At 63.1% G+C, this 17,636-nt stretch carries 18 protein-coding genes; 13 read left to right on the top strand and 5 right to left on the bottom strand.

Annotated elements, in window-relative coordinates:
• Positions 1-308 precede the first annotated feature (308 nt).
• From ACZ89F_RS07170 to ACZ89F_RS07160, 3 genes are all read right to left on the bottom strand, one after another.
• A complete protein-coding gene (locus ACZ89F_RS07170; RefSeq protein ID WP_476097232.1) occupies positions 309-1,547 on the bottom strand; it encodes a CmpA/NrtA family ABC transporter substrate-binding protein in 1,239 nt (412 codons plus the stop codon).
• Between the two features lie 2 nt (positions 1,548-1,549).
• Entirely contained in the window at positions 1,550-2,152 is a 603-nt protein-coding gene (locus tag ACZ89F_RS07165) for an ANTAR domain-containing response regulator (protein WP_476091049.1), read from the bottom strand.
• 84 nt (positions 2,153-2,236) lie between these two features.
• The gene (locus ACZ89F_RS07160; RefSeq protein ID WP_476091048.1) at positions 2,237-3,298 is read right to left on the bottom strand and encodes an NAD(P)-binding protein; all 1,062 of its coding nucleotides are present in this window, start codon (positions 3,296-3,298) and stop codon (positions 2,237-2,239) included.
• 196 nt (positions 3,299-3,494) lie between these two features.
• On the opposite strand from ACZ89F_RS07160, the gene ACZ89F_RS07155 reads away from it, so the two are divergent.
• Entirely contained in the window at positions 3,495-3,668 is a 174-nt protein-coding gene (locus ACZ89F_RS07155) for a hypothetical protein (protein ID WP_476091047.1), read from the top strand.
• A 301-nt stretch (positions 3,669-3,969) separates the two neighbouring features.
• On the opposite strand, the gene ACZ89F_RS07150 is transcribed toward ACZ89F_RS07155, so the two are convergent.
• Positions 3,970-5,187, bottom strand: coding sequence for an NAD(P)/FAD-dependent oxidoreductase (locus tag ACZ89F_RS07150; RefSeq protein ID WP_476091046.1), 1,218 nt, complete (start codon positions 5,185-5,187; stop codon positions 3,970-3,972).
• Positions 5,188-5,201: 14 nt separating this feature from the next.
• Entirely contained in the window at positions 5,202-5,966 is a 765-nt protein-coding gene (locus ACZ89F_RS07145; protein ID WP_476091045.1) for an HpcH/HpaI aldolase family protein, read from the bottom strand.
• A gap of 192 nt (positions 5,967-6,158) precedes the next feature.
• Between ACZ89F_RS07145 and ACZ89F_RS07140 the strand changes: the two genes are divergently transcribed.
• The 12 genes from ACZ89F_RS07140 to ACZ89F_RS07085 all read left to right on the top strand — a co-directional run bounded on the left by ACZ89F_RS07140 (position 6,159) and on the right by ACZ89F_RS07085 (position 17,554).
• Entirely contained in the window at positions 6,159-6,971 is an 813-nt protein-coding gene (locus tag ACZ89F_RS07140) for a shikimate dehydrogenase family protein (RefSeq protein WP_476091044.1), read from the top strand.
• A complete protein-coding gene (locus ACZ89F_RS07135; RefSeq protein WP_476091043.1) occupies positions 6,964-7,770 on the top strand; it encodes an SDR family NAD(P)-dependent oxidoreductase in 807 nt (268 codons plus the stop codon). The genes ACZ89F_RS07140 and ACZ89F_RS07135 overlap by 8 nt, the downstream gene beginning before the upstream one ends.
• A gap of 68 nt (positions 7,771-7,838) precedes the next feature.
• On the top strand, positions 7,839-8,186 hold the full coding sequence (locus ACZ89F_RS07130; protein WP_109660178.1) for a RidA family protein: 348 nt from the start codon (positions 7,839-7,841) through the stop codon (positions 8,184-8,186).
• 56 nt (positions 8,187-8,242) lie between these two features.
• Positions 8,243-9,019 (top strand): FadR/GntR family transcriptional regulator, encoded by a 777-nt coding sequence (locus ACZ89F_RS07125; RefSeq protein ID WP_476091042.1) that lies wholly within the window; start codon positions 8,243-8,245, stop codon positions 9,017-9,019.
• 303 nt (positions 9,020-9,322) lie between these two features.
• A complete protein-coding gene (locus ACZ89F_RS07120) occupies positions 9,323-10,033 on the top strand; it encodes an SDR family oxidoreductase (protein WP_476091041.1) in 711 nt (236 codons plus the stop codon).
• A gap of 11 nt (positions 10,034-10,044) precedes the next feature.
• Positions 10,045-10,794, top strand: a complete 750-nt coding sequence (locus ACZ89F_RS07115) for an SDR family NAD(P)-dependent oxidoreductase (protein ID WP_476091040.1) — start codon at positions 10,045-10,047, stop codon at positions 10,792-10,794.
• Between the two features lie 70 nt (positions 10,795-10,864).
• Positions 10,865-11,815, top strand: coding sequence for a LysR substrate-binding domain-containing protein (locus ACZ89F_RS07110; RefSeq protein WP_476091039.1), 951 nt, complete (start codon positions 10,865-10,867; stop codon positions 11,813-11,815).
• Between the two features lie 86 nt (positions 11,816-11,901).
• The gene (locus tag ACZ89F_RS07105; protein WP_126070000.1) at positions 11,902-12,936 is read left to right on the top strand and encodes an amino acid ABC transporter substrate-binding protein; all 1,035 of its coding nucleotides are present in this window, start codon (positions 11,902-11,904) and stop codon (positions 12,934-12,936) included.
• Between the two features lie 142 nt (positions 12,937-13,078).
• Positions 13,079-14,242, top strand: a complete 1,164-nt coding sequence (locus ACZ89F_RS07100; protein ID WP_476091038.1) for an ABC transporter permease subunit — start codon at positions 13,079-13,081, stop codon at positions 14,240-14,242.
• Between the two features lie 16 nt (positions 14,243-14,258).
• Positions 14,259-15,326, top strand: a complete 1,068-nt coding sequence (locus ACZ89F_RS07095; RefSeq protein WP_476091037.1) for an amino acid ABC transporter permease — start codon at positions 14,259-14,261, stop codon at positions 15,324-15,326.
• Between the two features lie 12 nt (positions 15,327-15,338).
• A complete protein-coding gene (locus tag ACZ89F_RS07090) occupies positions 15,339-16,097 on the top strand; it encodes an amino acid ABC transporter ATP-binding protein (protein ID WP_476091036.1) in 759 nt (252 codons plus the stop codon).
• Positions 16,098-16,147: 50 nt separating this feature from the next.
• Positions 16,148-17,554, top strand: a complete 1,407-nt coding sequence (locus ACZ89F_RS07085) for an FAD-binding oxidoreductase (RefSeq protein WP_476091035.1) — start codon at positions 16,148-16,150, stop codon at positions 17,552-17,554.
• Positions 17,555-17,636: the final 82 nt, after the last annotated feature.

Below are 17,636 nucleotides of genomic sequence, written 5' to 3'. Positions count from 1 at the left end.
GTGTTGATCAAAACAAAAAAGCCGCCAGCCAGGTCTTCGCGTCCGGGTGACCGGGAGCGCATGAACCTGAGCGGCAGCTTTGCCTGTGGCGCCCGCCATTGGACGCCTGTTCCGTGACCCACGAAGGGCCTGATTATTTCAAAGCATGAACCATGCCAGTTTGGAGAAACAGAAAAAACATCAATGAAATCCGCGATACGCACCGATCGACAGCGCGCCCGGCGATATAGCGGGCAGGCCAAAGATTGTTCATTAGAGCAAATGCACGCACAATTTTTGTGCAATGCACAAGAATGACGCGGAAATGATCAGGCTTCCGTGCGGGCCGATTTCTGGCCGGCAATGTAGGCATCGATCTCGTCGGGATCGAAGATCTGGCCGTCGAAGAAACCGTCCGGGCCGAGCACCAGACCGGCACCGGTCGCACCGACCGCGGTGGCGACGCGGAGCGCGCCCTCGACCTTCGAATTGGCGCCGGGAAGTGCGACGCCAAGCGGCTTCAGCGCCGAGCGGTAGAGGTCGGGACGATAGCAATCCCGCGCGATGGCGAGGTTCTCAGGCGTGTGCGCCACATGCCCCCAGCGCACCATCTGCGTGTAGAACCACAGCGCATGGCTCTTCCACGGAAAGTTCGCGGCCTTGTCGAAGGGCAGGAAGAAGTCGTCGATCGTCCGCTCCGCGCCGTCGCCGAGTTGGAGATGTCCAGTCAGGATCGGCATCTGCACGGCCGGCGGCAGGCCGAGGAAACCAGGCTGCGACATGACAGCAGCCAATTCGCCATGGTTGGCCGGATCCTGGCACCAGCGCGCAGAGTGATGCAGAGCGCGCAGCAGTGCGGCCAGTGCCTCGGGGTTCTCGTCCGCCCAGGCCTTGCGCACGCCGATCACCTTCTCAGGGCTATTCCTCCACAGCAGCGCCTTGACGGTGACGATATGGCCGGTGCCGGCGGCCACCGAGGCGCTGTTCCAGGGTTCGCCGACGCAGTAACCGTCGATCCGCCCGGCGGCCAATGCATCGGCCATGAAGGGCGGCGGCACGATGACGATCTCGATCTCGCGCTCTGGATCGATGCCGCAGGCCGCGAGCCAGTAGCGCAGTTCGTAATTATGCCCGGAATGCGGATGCACGACGGCAAAGCGCAGCGGATCGCCACCGGCAGCAGCGCGCTCGCGGATCAGCGCGCCAAGTGCGGCACCGGCGCGCGCCGGATCGAGGTCGGCCACGGCGCCATGCGCCGCCATCCCTTCCCACACAGTGTTGGAGATGGTGACGCAATTGCCGCCGAGGCCGAGCGAGAACGGCACGATGGTCTCCGAGGCGAGCGGCGTCAGCCCGAGATTGCAGGCAAGCGGCATCGGCCCCAGCATATGGGCGAGATGGAAGTGGCCGATGGCGATGCGGTCGCGGATGTTGGCCCAGGAAGTCTCTCGGTGCAGCGTAAGGTCAATGCCTTCGCGTGCGGCGAAGCCAATCTCGCCGGCCGCCACCAGCACTGCACTGTCGAAAAGCGGCATGAAGCCGGCGGTGATCTGGTGTTCGGCGCCCATGCTCATTCGTCCTCCGCCGGTCCCAGCAGCCCGGCGGCGGTCACCAGGCTCTGGGCAATGTCGCCGATCTTGCGGTTCTGGTTCATCGCTGTCTTGCGCAGCAGCGTGTAGGCCGCCTCTTCCGTGAGGCCACGCGACTTCATCAGAATGCCCTTGGCGCGATCGATCACCTTGCGGCTTTCGAGCTCGCCGCGAACCTCATCCAGTTCGCGCGCCATGCGCGAAAAGGCGTTGAAGCGGCTGACCGCCATGTCGAGGATCGGCTTGACGCGCTCTTGCCGCAGACCGTCGACGACATAGGCCGAAACGCCGGCATCGACCGCCGCCTCGATCGAGGCCTGGTCGGAGCGGTCGACGAACATGGCGATCGGCCGCTTCACCGCGCGCGACAGCTGGAACATGTTTTCCAGCATGTCGCGGTTCGGATTTTCGAGATCAATGACGATGACGTCCGGCTCGATCTCGGCGATCCGCCGCGCAATGCCGGTCACGTCATGGATGACGGTGACCCGCTCATGGCCGGCCTCGCGCAAACCCGCCTCGATGATCGCGGCGCGAATGCGGTTTTCGTCGATCACCAGGACGGCGAGTGCGGTTCGGACCATGCCTGTATTGTGACCAAGCGAAGGAATTGTGCAATGCGGTATGATTGAACAACCCCGACATTCGCTGACCGCAACGACCGGCGTCTATTCCACAGCCAGCGCCGTGACCTCGCGGCGGAAGGGCAGTGCGTCGCCAATATCGGCTTCATCCAGCTCGCGGGCGAAGCGGTGGCCGGCGTAGGTTGCCCAGGCGATCGGGCCCGGCGCTTCGGCGTCGCCGATGACCTTGATCGAGCGAATGCCGCTGTCGGCCCACTCGTCCCGCCGCGCCTTCAGCTCGTGCCAGACGCCATCGTCCTGCTGGCGTGACGTCACCGGCACCACGGCGTCCGCGGCGATGTCAAATTGGCTGCCCGTATAGGCGCAGGCCGTGGCAACGCCGCCCGGCACAATGCGCGTCACGGTCCGGTTCAGCACGATCTCGACGCCGAGTTCGGCCAGCCGGCGGTGGATGGCGCCCTGCTCCAGCGTGTTGCGGGTCCAGTCGGACACATAGGCCGAAGGCGTCACCAGCGTCACCTTCGCGCCCTGGCGCGCCATCAGCTCGGCCAGAACACCGCCCATGTAATAGTGGTCGTCGTCGAACAGCACCACACTGCCTGTCGGCACATTGCCGCCCATCAGATCGTCCGGCGTGTACACCGGCATGGCCGGGTCGACCGGCATCGGCACGACATGCGCGCGCGCCACGCCGTCGCGGCGCCATGTCGAGCCGGTGGCGACGGCGACGTTTTGGAAGCCGAAGTCCAGAATGTCCTGCGCCGACAACCGGCTTTCGAAATAGACGTCGACATTGGACATCTGGCTGATCTGGTACTGGCGATAGTCACGCACCCGCCCCCATGCGGAGAGACCGGGCAAGCGGCACTCGCGCGCAACGCGGCCACCGAGCTCGGTGCCGGCTTCGGCAATGGCCACCTGATAGCCGCGCAGGCCGAGCGCACGCGCCGCTTCCGGCCCGGCGGGACCGGCGCCGACGATCAGCACGCTGTCGCTGTCGCCCTTGACCTGCATGCGTTCGGGATGCCAGCCCTTGCGCCACTCCTCCATGAAGGTCGGGTTCTGCGTGCAGCGCGAGATCGACATGGTCATGTCGCCGGGGATGCAGATGTTGCAGCCGATGCATTCGCGGATGTCCTCGATCACGACGGCATTCTGGGAGACGTCTCGTTCGATGCGAACGGACAGACCAACATGGCCATCGACATCGACATGTTCGTCGTGCGCAACGGCAAATGGGAGAAGATGTAACCACCGGATCGACGCCGCGCCCGCTTTTGGTGCGCGGCGTCGAAATCCTTCATCGCCGAGCTCGCAAAAGTCCTTACCGGAGCGCCTGACTATGAATGGTGAGGCCGGCCACGGCGCACCTCGAAAGGCTGTCGAGATCAAGGGCGTCTGCAAGGTGTTCGGCACCTATCAGGCGTTTAAGCCTGGCGGCAACACCAATGCGCCCAGCATGATGATCGGACAGCGGGCAGCGGAGATGACCCTGGGCCGGGGATCGTCGCTGTAGCGCAATTCGCGAAAAAAGAGTGCAGCGGTCTTCCATCCATAATCGCGCAAAAACAAATGGTTGGAGCGGTTCAATGAATCAGACGTTGAACCGCTGTCTTTCAGTGCCGCTCTGGGTTCCTGCGCCTGCCGCGGGCCAATGGAGACGACGATGATTTCTTTCGCCTTGCCGACTTCCTTCAGCCCGCTTCCACCGCGAACCGTCAGCCTTGACGCGAACCTTCACATTCGCATCCGCAGCCCGCTTCACGGGCACAAGGATTCATCGATTCTTCCCTTGAATAAACACAGGTGAACCGATCTCAAATCACTGCCTCTTCCAGGAACGGCTCGTTGCGCTCTATGCGCTCGTAACAGAACGGCGACAGGTCGAGCGTCTGGAAAGATCCGTGAACGATGAGTTCTGAAACGGCCCGACCCACGGCTGGCGACTGTTGCAGCCCGTGCCCTGAAAAGCCGTTGGCAAACATGAAATTCGTCACCTGCGGGTGGAAGCCGACGATGCCGTTGTGGTCGAGCATGTTGTACTCGTAGTGGCCAGTCCAGCTGGTCTGGACCTTGAGTGCATCGAAGGACGGAATGCGATGCCAGAGCGCCGGCCAGATGTAGTCGTCGAACTCTTCATGGTGCATTTCAAAGTCATCGTAGCCGGCCGGCCCGTCGCCTTGCGGCGTGTTGCCGGTGAGAAAAAGTTCGCCTTCGGGACGCACGAATGTACCGGAAAGGTCGATGACATTGGGCATCCGGCCGGGGATCGGGTTGGTGCTGGCGAAGACGAAGCTGTAGCGCTTGTAGGGCGCGACCGGGATCGACAGGCCGGCCATGGCGGCGACCTGTTGCGCGCGCGGGCCCGCAGCGTTGACCAATGTTCCGCAACGAACCGTCTGGCCGGTCGCGAGGCGCACCGAGACGACCCGCTCATCGGCGATATCCAGCCCCGTCACGGCATTGTCGATATACTCGACGCCGCTGGCGCGGGCGGCGCGGCGGAAACCGTTCAACAGCCCCATGGAATCGAACCAGCCCTCTTCCCGGGCCCCCCAGGAACCGCCGCCGAGATCCTCCACATTGAGCCAGGGAAAGCGATCCTTCAGCGGGCCCGGCTCGAGGAACACCGTGTGGGCGCCGAGACTGCGCTGCAGGTCGACGCGCTCGCGCGCTGCTTCGACGCCGTCAGGTGAACAGCAGTAGAGATATCCATGCTCCTTGAAGCCGAGGTCGGGCGCCGGTTCGTCCTTGTAGAAAGGTGCCATACGCTCCTGGAACCCGCGGATGATCTCGATGCCGAACTGGCTGATCTTCACATTGATCGGATTGGAATATTGCTGACGGATCGCGCTGGTGGAGAGCGCCGTCGACGAGAACTCATAGCTCGAGTCGCGTTCGACCACGAGGATCGAAGCGCCGCTGCCCAGTGCCCGGCTCAGCCAGTAGGCGGTCGACGAACCGACGACGGCGCCGCCGACGATGACGATGTCGTAGACGGTGCGCGACGGCGCTTTGTAAGGGGGGATCGCCATATTCTGTCTCCGGCCTATTGGTTGAACGAAGCGATCAGGGCATCCGAGCCCCGCGCAAGCAGGCCGAGGTCGGAACCGACGGCAACCATGGTGAAGCCGTCGGCGAGGTAGCGGTCGGCATCGGTCTTTGCGGGAGCCAGGATTCCGCTGGCCTTGCCTGCCGCTGTTGCTGCCTTGCGAACCGAGGCGATCGCTTCTTGAACGTGTGCGGCCCCAGGATTGCCCATCGCGCCCATATTGGTCGAGAGGTCGCCGGGCCCGACGAAGAGAACGTCGACGCCGTCCACCGCCGCGATCTCGGCAGCATTGGCAACGCCCAATTCATCCTCGATCTGCACGGCGAGAAGCTGCTGCTCACGCGCCTTGGCATGGTAGCCGGCGATACGGCCGAACGCGTTGGCACGATGACCGACCGAGAAGCCGCGAGACCCGCCAGGCGCATAGGTCATGGCCGCGACAATGGCGCGGGCCTGATCGGCCGTCCGCACATTGGGGATCATCAGGCTGCGTGCACCGATATCCAGGGCCTGCTTGATCAGATTGGAATCGTCGGAAGGCAGCCTGACGACGGCCTCGCTATCGAAGCCGCCCATGACCTGCAGCTGCGCCATGATGCTGCGCAGATGGTTGGGACTGTGTTCGCCATCGATCAGCACCCAACCGGCTCCGGAGCCGGCAACGATCTCGGTGGTGAGGGCGGAAGCCAGAGAGCACCAGATGCCGATATGAGCCCGGCCGGCCGACACGGCAGCCTTCAACGTGTTGAGGCGCTCTTGCATTTTGCGAACAGTCTCCGATGAGCGAAAGGACGTTGAAATTTGTATGATGTCCTATATCATATGGCAATAATTTGCTGCAAGATGCAATGCGCACCAACCTTCGTGCAGGGTTTGAGAACGGCCACTCGTCCCTCGTCCAGGCGCTGGAGATCCTCAACGCCCATGAATTGTCAAAAGAAAAGGAGTGAACCGATGCGCGGAACCGGCAAGGCCGACATCTTCGTGATGCTGGCCCATCCCGTGGCACATGCCAAGAGCCCCGGCATATTCAACGAGATCTTCGAGCAGAAGGGGCTCGACAGCCTCATGGTGCCGTTGAGCTGCCGCCCGGAGGATTTCGAAACCTTCTGGGCCGGCATCACGGCGGCCGAGAACATAAGGGGCGTCATCATCTCGGTGCCCTACAAGGTCGCGGTCTATCACAAATGCACTGCCGCTCACGACCGCGCCGCGCGCGTGCAAAGCGCCAACTCGGTACGCCGCCAGCCGGATGGAAGCTGGTACGCCGACAATTTCGACGGCGTCGGCTTTATCGATGGCCTCAACGCAGGCGGGCATCAAATTGCCGGCCGCCGCATCCTCCAGGTCGGCGCCGGTGGTGCCGGCGCGTCCCTGGCCTATTGTCTCGCGGAAGCCGGCGCGGAAGAGATCCGCCTCGCCGACATCGATACCGGTCGCGCCGAAAAACTGGCGGCGTTGGTTGCGCAGGTCTTCCCCAAATGCCGCATCCAGGTCGGAGAGGCCGAGCCTTCCGGCATGCATATGGCCATCAACGCCACGCCGGTCGGCATGCATGCCGGCGACCCGCTGCCGCTGGATGTGAGCCGGCTGACCCCGGACATGACGGTCGTCGACATCATCATGGAGCCCGCCGAGACCGCCCTGCTGCGGGCGGCGAAAGAGGCTGGCTGCCGCGTTCAACCGGGGCGTCCGATGATGGATTTCCAGGTCCGGGCCATGTCCGAATTCTTCGACATCGAGCGCAAGGGCCGCGGCAATGGCTGAGACATTGACGGCCGTCGTCATTGGCGGCACTTCCGGTATCGGACGCGCGATAGCGCTGCGCTTCGCCGAGGACGGCTACCACGTGGTGGTCGCCGGCAGGGATGCGGCACGGGGCAAGGAGGCGGTTGGCGCTTGCGAGGCGGCGGGCGCACCGCGCGCGCTGTTCGTCCAAACCGATGTTGCCGAATCCGGCTCGGTGGAAGCGCTGGCGCAGGCCGTCAGCGCTGCGTTCGGCACACCTCAAATCGTCGTCAATTGCGCCGGCATCCTGCAGAGCGGCAAGCACGTCCTCGACCAGGATCTGGACGAGGACGAGAGGATGTGGCGGGTGAATTATCGCGGCACCCTGCTGGGTTGCCAGATCTTTGGCCGGCTGATGTCGGCTGCCGGGCGAGGCGCCATCCTGAATGTCGGCTCATTGGCCTCTTTCGCGCCGCTGTCCCTGCCTGCCTACACGCCCGGAAAGCATGCCGTTCTGGCCTTGACCCAGATCCTGGCCGCCGAGCTCGGCCCGCACGGGGTGCGGGTGAATGCGGTGGCACCTGGCTACACGCTTTCGGACGGGCTGAAAGCCAGGATAGCCAAGGGAGAGCGCAACCCCGAAGCCATCCGGGCGACCACCGCGCTACGCCGTTTCGTCGAGCCGCGCGACGTTGCCGAGGCGGCCCTGTTCCTCTGCTCGGACCGGGCCGCGTCGATAACCGGTGTGACCCTGCCCGTCGACGCCGGCTGGCTCGTTCAGGCGCCCTACGCGCAATATCTGCAGGGAAACCCCATCCGCCCGACGCCGGCAATCTGACTCTTCCGGCGGAGGCCGGAAATCTGACCCCATCCGGCGGAGGCCGGAAATCTGACAAGGACAATCCAGTGAGTGACATCAAGCGCTTCGACTTCGACACCCGCATCCACCACGGGGTCATCCACAATGGCACCCTCTACCTCACCGGCCAGGTCGCAAAGCCGGGTCAGTCCGCCGCCGACCAGATGCGCGAGGCGCTCGGCAAGGTCGACGTCCTGCTTGCTAAGGCTGGTACGGACAAGACCCGCATCCTTCACGTGCAGATGTGGCTGGACGACATCAGGGATTTCGACGAAGTCAACACGGTCTGGGACGCATGGATGCCGAAGGAGCACGCACCGGCGCGCTCTTCCGGCGAAGGGCGCATGGCCAAGCCCGGAATGCTGGTCGAGCTGATCGTCACCGCGGCGGTTTGAATGGCCTTGCCGGTTCGGGCATCATCCTGCATCTGGCATCGGACTGAGGAACACTGATGACGAAGCGCAAGCCACTTTCCACTGTCGTGGCCGAGAGCCTGTCCGAAAAGATCCGCTCCGGGCAGCTGCTGCCCGGCGCACAATTGCCGACAGAAGCCGAGCTCTGCGCCGAATACGACGTCAGCCGCACGGTGGTGCGGGAAGCGGTGGCGCGGCTGCGATCCGAAGGCATGGTGGTGCCGCAGCAAGGCCGCGGTATGTTCGTCAGCGAAACGCCGGCGCCACGCAATTTCTCGATACCGGACGAGGCTCTCAGGACCTTGCCGGAAACCATTGCCTTGCTCGAACTGAGATTGAGCGTCGAAGTGGAGTCCGCCGGGCTGTGCGCGGAACGGCGCACCGACGCGGAGGCGAATGCAATCCGGGCCCTGATGGAACAGGTCGACGCCCAGCAAGCGGATCCCGCTGTCGTACAGATCCATTACGACTATGATTTCCATCTGGCGATCGCCAAAGCCGCGCGCAACGAATTCATCCACGGCTTCCTAAGCTATCTCAGGCCGATGATCGTTCCGCGCTTTCAACTGGACTATGTGGTCACGTCAGCGCTCAAGGACAGCTACTACGCACGCATCCACAACGAACACAAAACCATCGTGGACGCCATTGAAAGGCAGGACGGTCGCGCTGCTCGCCAGGCGATGCGCAAGCACCTGCACAACAGCCTCGGGCGCGTGCGCGCCTTGGCCCGGGCTTCGGGCGTCGCGGCGACAGAGGCCGAGCAGAAGGCGGCTGCGGCCTCGCTCTTTACCGATATGAAGAGGCCTGCTTAGACAGGCGGGTAAGGCCGGCGACTTCGCTTCGCATGCACAGGCGCGTGGACCAGATCGGCCACGCATAGCGAAAGCCTTGTTTTTGCTCCGCTGACCAGCGGCACCCGTTTCCCCACGCGTTGAAAGCGCCATTCTCCCGGCGTTTCCTTGGGTTTGCGGCTTCCGCGATCGCCCGGGCACCCTAGGAGGTTTTGCAGGCTGAATGGGCTTTCGAAAGTTTATCTTTCCTTTTTGCTGGTTTTCTTGGTTTCGCGGCATCGGCCCAGGCCGCAGACTGAAACTAGGCAATCAGGGAAGCCCCACGTGACGACAGCCTTCATCACAGGTGCAACGAGCGGCATAGGGCGGGCCATGGCGATCGCACTGACCGACGCCGGCTATGATGTCTATGCGGTCGGGCGCAGCCAGTCCGCGCTCAAGGAGCTGCAGGCCGAGCGATCCGGCATCGTGCCCATTGCCGTCGATGTCACCGATCGCGAGGCGCTGGAGGCTGTTCTGGCGGATCTGACCATCGACGTGCTGATCAACAATGCCGGGATCATGCCGCCGCTGGGCAATTTCGCCGACATGAAGATCGCCGACATCGACACCACGCTGGAGGTGAACCTCAGCGCGGCAATCCTGCTCACCCGCCTCGTCGTCCCACAGATGCGCGAGCGCAAGTCCGGCCACGTCCTGTTTACCGGCTCCACCGCGGGCCACGCGGCATATTCCAACATTGCCGTCTATTCAGCCACCAAGGCGGCGATCTCCGGTTTTGCCGCCGCGTTGCGCGCCGACCTCTCCCCATCAGGTATACGCGTCACCGAGATCGTCGCCGGTCGTGTCGAGACGCAGCTCTACCAGGACATCCTCGACGCCAAGGCGCGCGCGGCTATGTACGCCAGCAAAGTGGTGCAGCCGGATGACGTGGCCAGAATGGTCGTCGCGGTCCTCGGCCTGCCCGCATGGGCTGACGTTACCCGTTTCGACATCATGCCGACCTGGCCGACCTCGCCAAGCGGCAGCAAGTAAGGAAAACTGGAATGAAGGATCTCTCCGTTCTGATCGTAGGCGGCGGCGCCGGCCTCGGCGCGCTTTTGGCCCGGATGGCTGTCGAAGCCGGAGCGGCAAAGATCGGCATCATCGACATCAACCAGGAAGCCGCCGAAGCCGCGCTGGAACCAGCAAAGGCCAACGGGCTGCCGACCGCGACCGCCCCATGCGACATCCAGATCGGCCCTCAGTGCCACGCCGCCTTCGACGCCATCGTTTCGAAGCTCGGGCGTATCGACACATTGATCAATTGCGCCGCGATCTACCCTCGCCGTCCGCTCCTCGAGATCAGCGACGCCGATTGGGATGCCTCCAATGGCATCAACATCAAGGGCACCTACCACATGATGGTGGCGGCCGTTCGCCACATGCAGTCGCAGGAGCCGAAGAGCCATGTGCGCGGGCGGATCGTGAACCTGACCTCCGTCGACGCCTTCAAGGCGCATCCGCAGAACGCCCACTATGCGGCAACCAAGGCCGCCGTGGTCAGCCTCACGCGCTCCTTTGCCCATGACGTCGCAAAACACGGGATCCTGGTCAATTCGGTGGCCCCCGCAGGCATGGCCACGGAGCGGGCCAAGGCCCTCGGCTTCCTGGAGGAACTGGCCAAGGCAAGTCCGCTGGGTCGTGGTGCCGAGCCAACGGAGATTGCCGAGTGGGTGCTCATGACGGGTGGTCCTAAGAATACCTACATGACCGGAGAAAATGTAATTGTTTCAGGTGGTTACATATACGCCTGAACTATCTTCGCGGTGCCTGCGGCGCTGATTTGTCCAACAGGAACGCAAGCGAAAGGAGGTGGAATACACGATGACCGGCAAGCTCCGCCTTCCGTCGCTGAACGCGCTTCGCGTTTTCCACGCCGTCGCGCAGCACAAGAGTTTTCGGCAGGCGGCGGACGAATTGCTGGTCACGCCGCAGGCCGTCGGACAGCAGATCAAGCTTCTGGAGGATACGCTTCAGGTGACGCTGTTCGAGCGCAAGGGGCGGTCGGTCGAATTGACAGAATCGGCCATCCTTCTCTCGCACTATGTCAAAGCCGGGTTCGACGAGTTTTCCGAAGGCGTTCGCCGCGTCACCAAGTCGAACTATCGGGACCGCATCAACCTGAATGCGAGCCCCTACTTCGCGACCCACTATCTGCTGCCTCGGCTATCCCTGTTCCGGGAGATATTGCCGGGTGCGGATCTGCGCCTGACGACGATGGTCGACCTGCCCGATTTCGGACGCGACGACATCGATATGACCGTCCAGTGGGGCTACGGCAATTGGTCGGACTACGAGACCATCCTGCTGGTGCCGGATCCCAAGGTCATCTGCTGCACCCCGGCCATCGGCGAAAGCATCAAGTCGGCGCAGGACCTGACGCTGTTCACCTTGCTGGACACCGTCAAGTCGAAGCGCCTTTGGCCGGACATTTTACGGCACCTTGCCATCGAGCAGACGGATGGCAACCGAAGCATCAGCTTCGACGATGCCGCAACCATGCGCCGTGCAACCCTGCAAGGCATCGGCGTCGGTCTGGTCTCCGTCATCGACGCCGAGGAAGATTTGAGGTCGGGCGCGCTGGTCGCGCCGGTTGGCCGCGACGCCCTTGCCGATATGCGGCCGGAGGAAGTTCCTGGGTTCTACCTGATCGTCCCGCGCGGGCACCTGCGCGTGAAGGCGGTCGCTGCCCTTCATCGATGGCTCGCCCAGCAGGACTGGGGCAGCGATCTGAAGATTTCCTCCGTGCCGAAACCGACCCCGCTTTCCGACTAGGAGCGGCTTTGAGACCGAGCTCCGAAAGAAAACTTTCGGACCTCCAACAACAAGAAACCAAACAACCTCAACAGTGGAGACGGAACATGAAGACGATGAAATGGGGGGCCGCGGCCATGGCCCTTGGACTTGTGCATTTTGCAGCGCCGGCAGAAGCAGCCGGCGGCAAGACGCTGGAAGCCGTCAAGGCGCGCGGCGTGCTCAACTGCACCGGCCATGACGGATCCTATCTCGGCTTCGCCGAAGTCGACGACAAGGGCAACTGGAAAGGCATGGACATCGATCTCTGCCGGGCGGTGGCCACGGCCGTGCTCGGCGACCCGGCAAAGCTGAAGGTCGTTCCGATCAGCTGGGCGCAGCGCTGGCCGTCCCTGCAGTCGGGCGATGTCGACATCATCATCAAGGCGTCGGGCGGCACGCTCAGCCGAGACACCGAGCTCGGGCTGCAATTTTCCATGTCCTATTACCTCGGAACCACCAAGGTGATGGCGCACAAGGAGCTCAACCTCAAGTCGCTCAAGGATGCCGCTGGCGGCACGATCTGCATTCCCGCCGGCACGTCGCAGGAACAGCAGGTCGCGGCCTATACGGCCAAGCTTGGCATCAAGCTCGAACCCGTGCTCATCGAAAAGACGGAGGAGCTCGAGCAGGCCTATTTCTCGGGACGCTGCGATCTCTATGCGCAGTGGGGCCCGACGCTGGCCATTGCGCGCATCGCCAAGAGCAAGGTCGACGACCATGTCATCCTGCCCGATGTGCTCGCCGTCGAGCCTGAAGTCATGATCATGCGGCAAGGCGACGATAACTGGGTCGACATCGCCAACTGGACGCTGAGCACCCTGATCTTCGCCGAGCAGGAAGGCATCACCTCCAAGAATGTCGATGAGATCAAGGCCAAGCCGACGTCGCCGCAAGTCGCCAAGTTCCTCGGCGTCACGCCAGGCATGGGCAAGGGTCTCGGTCTCGATGACGACTGGGCCTACAAGGTGATCAAGAACGTCGGCAATTACGGCGAGATCTTCGAGCGCGACCTTGGCAAGGACTCGCCCTACAAGATGGACCGCGAGCTGACCAATTTGTGGAACAATGGCGGTGTCCTGTTCCCGCTGGTGATCGACTGATCCGTTGGAGCATTTTTTTGCAGCCAAATGAAATCATTTGGCGTCGCAGAAATGCGGCTAGGCAAATTTGAACGCATCCCGCTTCAGGCCCCGCCCGGCACTTGCCGGGCGGGGCCGGCGACAATTCGGCAAGGATCTTTGGATGGTCAGCCTGCTGAGAAATCAAAAGGTCCGCAACGCGCTGTTGCAGGTCCTCTATGTCGGCTCGATCGCCGCGATGGTGCTTGCCGGCATCGTGATCGCGCGCCGCAACCTGGCTGACCAGGGGATCACCTCCGGATTCGACTTTCTGTTCAAGTCGACGGGTTGGGATGTGAATTTCTCGCTGCTGCCCGCCACGGCCAATGATCCCTATTGGTGGTACTTCCTCATCGGCATCATCAACACGCTGTTCCTGGGCAGCGTCGGCCTGATACTGGCGACGATCGTGGGAACGATCGTCGGCCTGGCGCGGACATCTTCGAACGATTTGGCGCGGCTGCTCGGTCGCACCTATGTGGACATCTTTCGAAACATCCCGCTGATCCTCCAGGTCTTCTTCTGGTACGCGATCATCACGCACCTGCCGACGCCGCGCAGCGCGCACGAAGCCTGGGGCTTCCTGCTCACCAGCCGGGGGCTCTACATCCCATTCCCGAACGTCGGCAGTGCCGCGTTTGCCGCAGCCACGGTGGCTGTCATCGCGGCCATCGTGCTGCCGGCCTGGCTGGGCAGGACGTCGCGCCTTGCGCAGCCCATCGGCCAGCGGCGCACCATCCAGTTTGCCGCCGCCGCGGTGGCGCTGGCTTGCGCGGCCATCATTCTGGCCGTCGGACGTCTGCCGGATACGCCGCTGCTGGACTTCCCTGCCCTGCAAGGCCTCAATTTGAGAGGCGGCCTGCGTATCCCGCCGGAGTTCGCCACACTCGCCATTGCCATCGCGATCTATGGCGGCTCCTACATCGCGGAGATCGTACGCGGAGGCTTCAAGGCTGTTGGCACCGGCCAGGTCGAGGCGGCACTTTCCCTGGGCCTCAGCCCCTGGCGGGTCTTCACGCTGGTGCGGCTGCCGCTGGCGCTGCGCGCCATGCTGCCGATCCTTGCCAACCAGTATGTCTGGCTGATGAAGGCGACCACGATGGGCATCGCCGTGGGCTTCACCGACTTCTTCATGATCGTGGCGCTGACGATCAACCATTCCGGGCAGACCCTCGAAGCGATCGGCATCCTGATGGCAGGCTTCCTCGCCATCAATCTCAGCCTTGCCGCCGTCTTCAATCGCATCAACAAGGCCATTGCCCTCAAGGGCAATCAACTGAGGGGCTGAGAGATGGAGATGGTCGTTGTCGCTCCCACCCGCTCCCGGCAGGCTCGAGGATCTGAGGCGACGCTTCTTCGCGACGCCGCTTCAGGCGGTGTTGTCGCTGGCCTGCCTGACGATCATGGTCTTCCTGGCCTGGCAGCTGCTGAATTGGGCGGTTTTCTCGGCTGTCTTCACCACCAGTGGCGGGCCCGAAGCCTGTCAGGCGGCGGCGGGAGCCTGCTGGTCGGTCATCGCAGCGAGATGGCGGATCATCTTCTTCGGCCTCTATCCCTATGAAGAACAATGGCGTTCGGCCCTGGCCTGCGTGGTCGTGGTGGTGATGACGGTGCTGAGCTGTATCCCGGCATTCTGGACCGGCCGCCGCATCGCGCTGGTATGGGGAGCCGGAACCACCCTTTTCTACGTGTTGATGAAAGGCGGCGTGCTTGGTCTTGCCCATGTCGGCGAGGAAGCCTGGGGCGGGCTGGCATTGACCCTGTTCATCTTCGTGACCACCTGCCTGATCGGCTTCCCGCTGGCCATTTGCCTCGCTTTGCTGCGCCGGTCGGAGCTGCCCTGGATTTCGCGCACCACCGGCCTGATCATCGACGGGGTCCGCTCGCTTCCGTTGATATCGATCCTCTTCACCTTTGCCGTTGTTCTGCCGTTCGCGCTGCCGCAATGGCTGCAGGGCGACAAGCTCTACCGGGTGATCCTCGGCTCCGCTCTGTTCTTCTCTGCCTATCAGGCCGAGATCGTGAGAGGCGGCATGCAGGGCGTTGCGACAGGACAGGAGGAGGCTGCCATGGCGCTTGGCATGCGCTATTGGCAACGCATCAGTCGAATCCTGTTGCCTCAGGCCATGCGCAACGCAATGCCGGCGACGATCAACCAGTTCGTCATCTCGTTCAAGGAGACCTCGCTGGTGGTCATCGTCGGCTTCTTCGAGATCCTGGCTTCCGGCAATGCCGCCTACGGCACCGGCGAATGGCGCTTCGCCTATGTCGAAGTCTATGCCTTCATCGCTTTCATCTACTTCATCTTCGTCTTCAGCCTGTCCCGCTATGGCGCCTTTCTCGAGCGCCGCATGTCGGTCAGCGAACGGTAAGGAGGCGTGCAGGTGATCTCGACCAATTCGACCGCTGGGCCGGCGCTCCGCATCGAAAACCTCGACAAATACTACGGCACGTTCCACGCGCTGCGCGGGATAAACCTTTCCGTGCAACGGGGCGAAAAAATCGTCGTCTGCGGCCCCTCAGGCTCCGGCAAGTCGACCATGATCCGCTGCATCAACCGCCTCGAGCAGCACAATGGCGGCCGCATCGAGGTGCTCGGCACCGAGCTCAACGACGATGTCGGCAACATCGACGAGATCAGGCGCGAGGTCGGAATGGTGTTCCAGCACTTCAACCTGTTTCCGCACATGACGGTGCTGGAGAACTGCATGATCTCCCCGATGATCGTGCGCAAGCAGCCGCAAGCGCAAGCCGAGGCGACCGCCAGGCGCTACCTGGAAAAGGTGCGCATTCCAGAGCAGGCCATGAAATATCCCAGCCAATTGTCCGGCGGTCAGCAGCAGCGGGTGGCGATCGCGCGCGCTCTTTGCATGCAGCCGCAGATCATGCTGTTCGACGAGCCGACCTCGGCGCTCGATCCGGAAATGGTCTCCGAAGTGCTCGACGTGATGGTTACGCTCGCCTCCGAGGGCATGACGATGATCTGCGTGACCCATGAGATGGGCTTTGCGCGCCGGGTCGCCGATCGGGTGATTTTCATGGATGGAGGCGAGATTCTCGATGAGGCGCCTCCGGACGAGTTCTTCACCTCTTCCCGCAACGAGCGCACCCGAGAATTCCTGTCGCAGGTGCTGGGTCATTGATTGAAAGCAACGCTCCGAATGCGCCGCGCCGCACGCCCTCAGGCATCTCCATGATTGATCCCGCCGCCGCATTGCACGAGATTCTCGGGCCGAAAGGCTGGCTTTCGGGCAGCGATGCCGAGCCTTACCGGCGCGATTGGCTCAATCGCTATGGCGTCGCACCTCTGGGCGTTGCCAGGCCCGCGGATACGTCGCAGGTTGCCAGTGTCGTCAAGCTATGCCGAGAGGTCGGACTGGCAGTGGTGCCGCAAGGCGGAAACACCGGGCTTTGCGGCGCCGCCGTCGCCCAGCAGTCGAATGCGGTGGTCGTCTCGCTTTCCCGCATGACGGCGATCGGGAATCCGGATCTGGACAGCGGATCGATCGTCGTCGAGGCCGGCGTCGTGCTGGCCGCGCTGCACCAGGCGCTGGAACCGGATGGCCTGATGTTTCCAATGCATCTCGGCGCGGAAGGGAGCGCCAGGATCGGCGGCCTGATCGGCACCAATGCCGGCGGCAGCCAGGCTTTCCGCTACGGCATGATGCAGGATCTCGTCCTGGGTCTCGAAGTCGTGACGCCCGATGGCAAGGTCTGGGATGGACTGCGCGCGGTGCAGAAGGACAATGCCGGCTATCAGCTGCGCAAGCTGTTCTGCGGCGCGGAAGGCACGCTCGGCATCGTCACCCGCGCGATCCTGCGGCTCTATCCCAAGCCTCGGCAGCAGGCGAGCGCCCTTCTGGTCCTGCCCGGCTTTGCCGCCGCCGTTTCGTTCGGCGCTTTCCTGCGCGCCGAGGCCGGGGAATTCCTGACTGGCCTCGAATTCTTCTCCGATTTCGGCCTGCAACTGGCGCTCAAGCATTTGCCCGACCTTGCCTACCAACTGGAGACACGCGGCGACGTCTATCTGCTGGTGGAACTGGCATCGGGGTCGCTACGTGTTCCCTTGGACGAGATCCTGGCTTCGGCGCTGGAATGGGGCGTGGAACAGGGCCTGGTCCGCGACGGCGCGCTGGCGGCGACGGGTGCGCATCGGGCGCAATTCTGGCGGCTGCGCGAGGAGCAACCGGAGGGACAGAGGCTGGAAGGCGAGCAGGTCAAGCACGACATCTCGGTGCCTCCAGGTGCAATCGCCCGTTTCGTCGAGGCAGGCGCGAAGATCTGCGGCGGCATTCTTCCCGGCGTGCGGATAAACCCGTTCGGGCACCTTGGCGACGGAAACATCCATTACAATTTGTCTCCGCCGGAAGGTCGTGCCGATTTCGACGGCAAGGCAGAGCTGTTCGCCGAGGCGCTGTCATCTCTTGCCACCCAGATGGGCGGCAGCTTTGCAGCCGAGCACGGGCTTGGCCGGGCAAAAATCGTCATGGCCGACCGCAATCGCGGCCTGGTGGAGCGAGAGCTCATGGCGCGGCTCAAGGGTGCGTTCGATCCGCTGGGCACGATGAACCCGGACGTCCTGGTGCGCGTCTCTCAGTAAAGAAAAACTTTCGAATAGACGGCATTTCTTGGTTTCGTCTTGATCCGCCAGCGTGCACGTATGAATCCGAAGGGCAGGCTCG

The organism is Mesorhizobium sp. USDA 3734 (assembly GCF_056279665.1).
The sequence above is the reverse complement of the archived record's forward strand: the minus strand, read 5'-3'. Positions and strand labels throughout refer to the sequence as shown.

Coding starts and splice junctions, on each gene's coding strand:
- ACZ89F_RS07170 (WP_476097232.1), bottom strand. CDS start 1,547: ATGGGCGCCGAACACCAGATCACCGCCGGCTTCATGCCGCTTTTCGAC.
- ACZ89F_RS07165 (WP_476091049.1), bottom strand. CDS start 2,152: ATGGTCCGAACCGCACTCGCCGTCCTGGTGATCGACGAAAACCGCATT.
- ACZ89F_RS07155 (WP_476091047.1), top strand. CDS start 3,495: ATGAATGGTGAGGCCGGCCACGGCGCACCTCGAAAGGCTGTCGAGATC.
- ACZ89F_RS07150 (WP_476091046.1), bottom strand. CDS start 5,187: ATGGCGATCCCCCCTTACAAAGCGCCGTCGCGCACCGTCTACGACATC.
- ACZ89F_RS07145 (WP_476091045.1), bottom strand. CDS start 5,966: ATGCAAGAGCGCCTCAACACGTTGAAGGCTGCCGTGTCGGCCGGCCGG.
- ACZ89F_RS07140 (WP_476091044.1), top strand. CDS start 6,159: ATGCGCGGAACCGGCAAGGCCGACATCTTCGTGATGCTGGCCCATCCC.
- ACZ89F_RS07135 (WP_476091043.1), top strand. CDS start 6,964: ATGGCTGAGACATTGACGGCCGTCGTCATTGGCGGCACTTCCGGTATC.
- ACZ89F_RS07125 (WP_476091042.1), top strand. CDS start 8,243: ATGACGAAGCGCAAGCCACTTTCCACTGTCGTGGCCGAGAGCCTGTCC.
- ACZ89F_RS07115 (WP_476091040.1), top strand. CDS start 10,045: ATGAAGGATCTCTCCGTTCTGATCGTAGGCGGCGGCGCCGGCCTCGGC.
- ACZ89F_RS07110 (WP_476091039.1), top strand. CDS start 10,865: ATGACCGGCAAGCTCCGCCTTCCGTCGCTGAACGCGCTTCGCGTTTTC.
- ACZ89F_RS07105 (WP_126070000.1), top strand. CDS start 11,902: ATGAAGACGATGAAATGGGGGGCCGCGGCCATGGCCCTTGGACTTGTG.
- ACZ89F_RS07100 (WP_476091038.1), top strand. CDS start 13,079: ATGGTCAGCCTGCTGAGAAATCAAAAGGTCCGCAACGCGCTGTTGCAG.
- ACZ89F_RS07085 (WP_476091035.1), top strand. CDS start 16,148: ATGATTGATCCCGCCGCCGCATTGCACGAGATTCTCGGGCCGAAAGGC.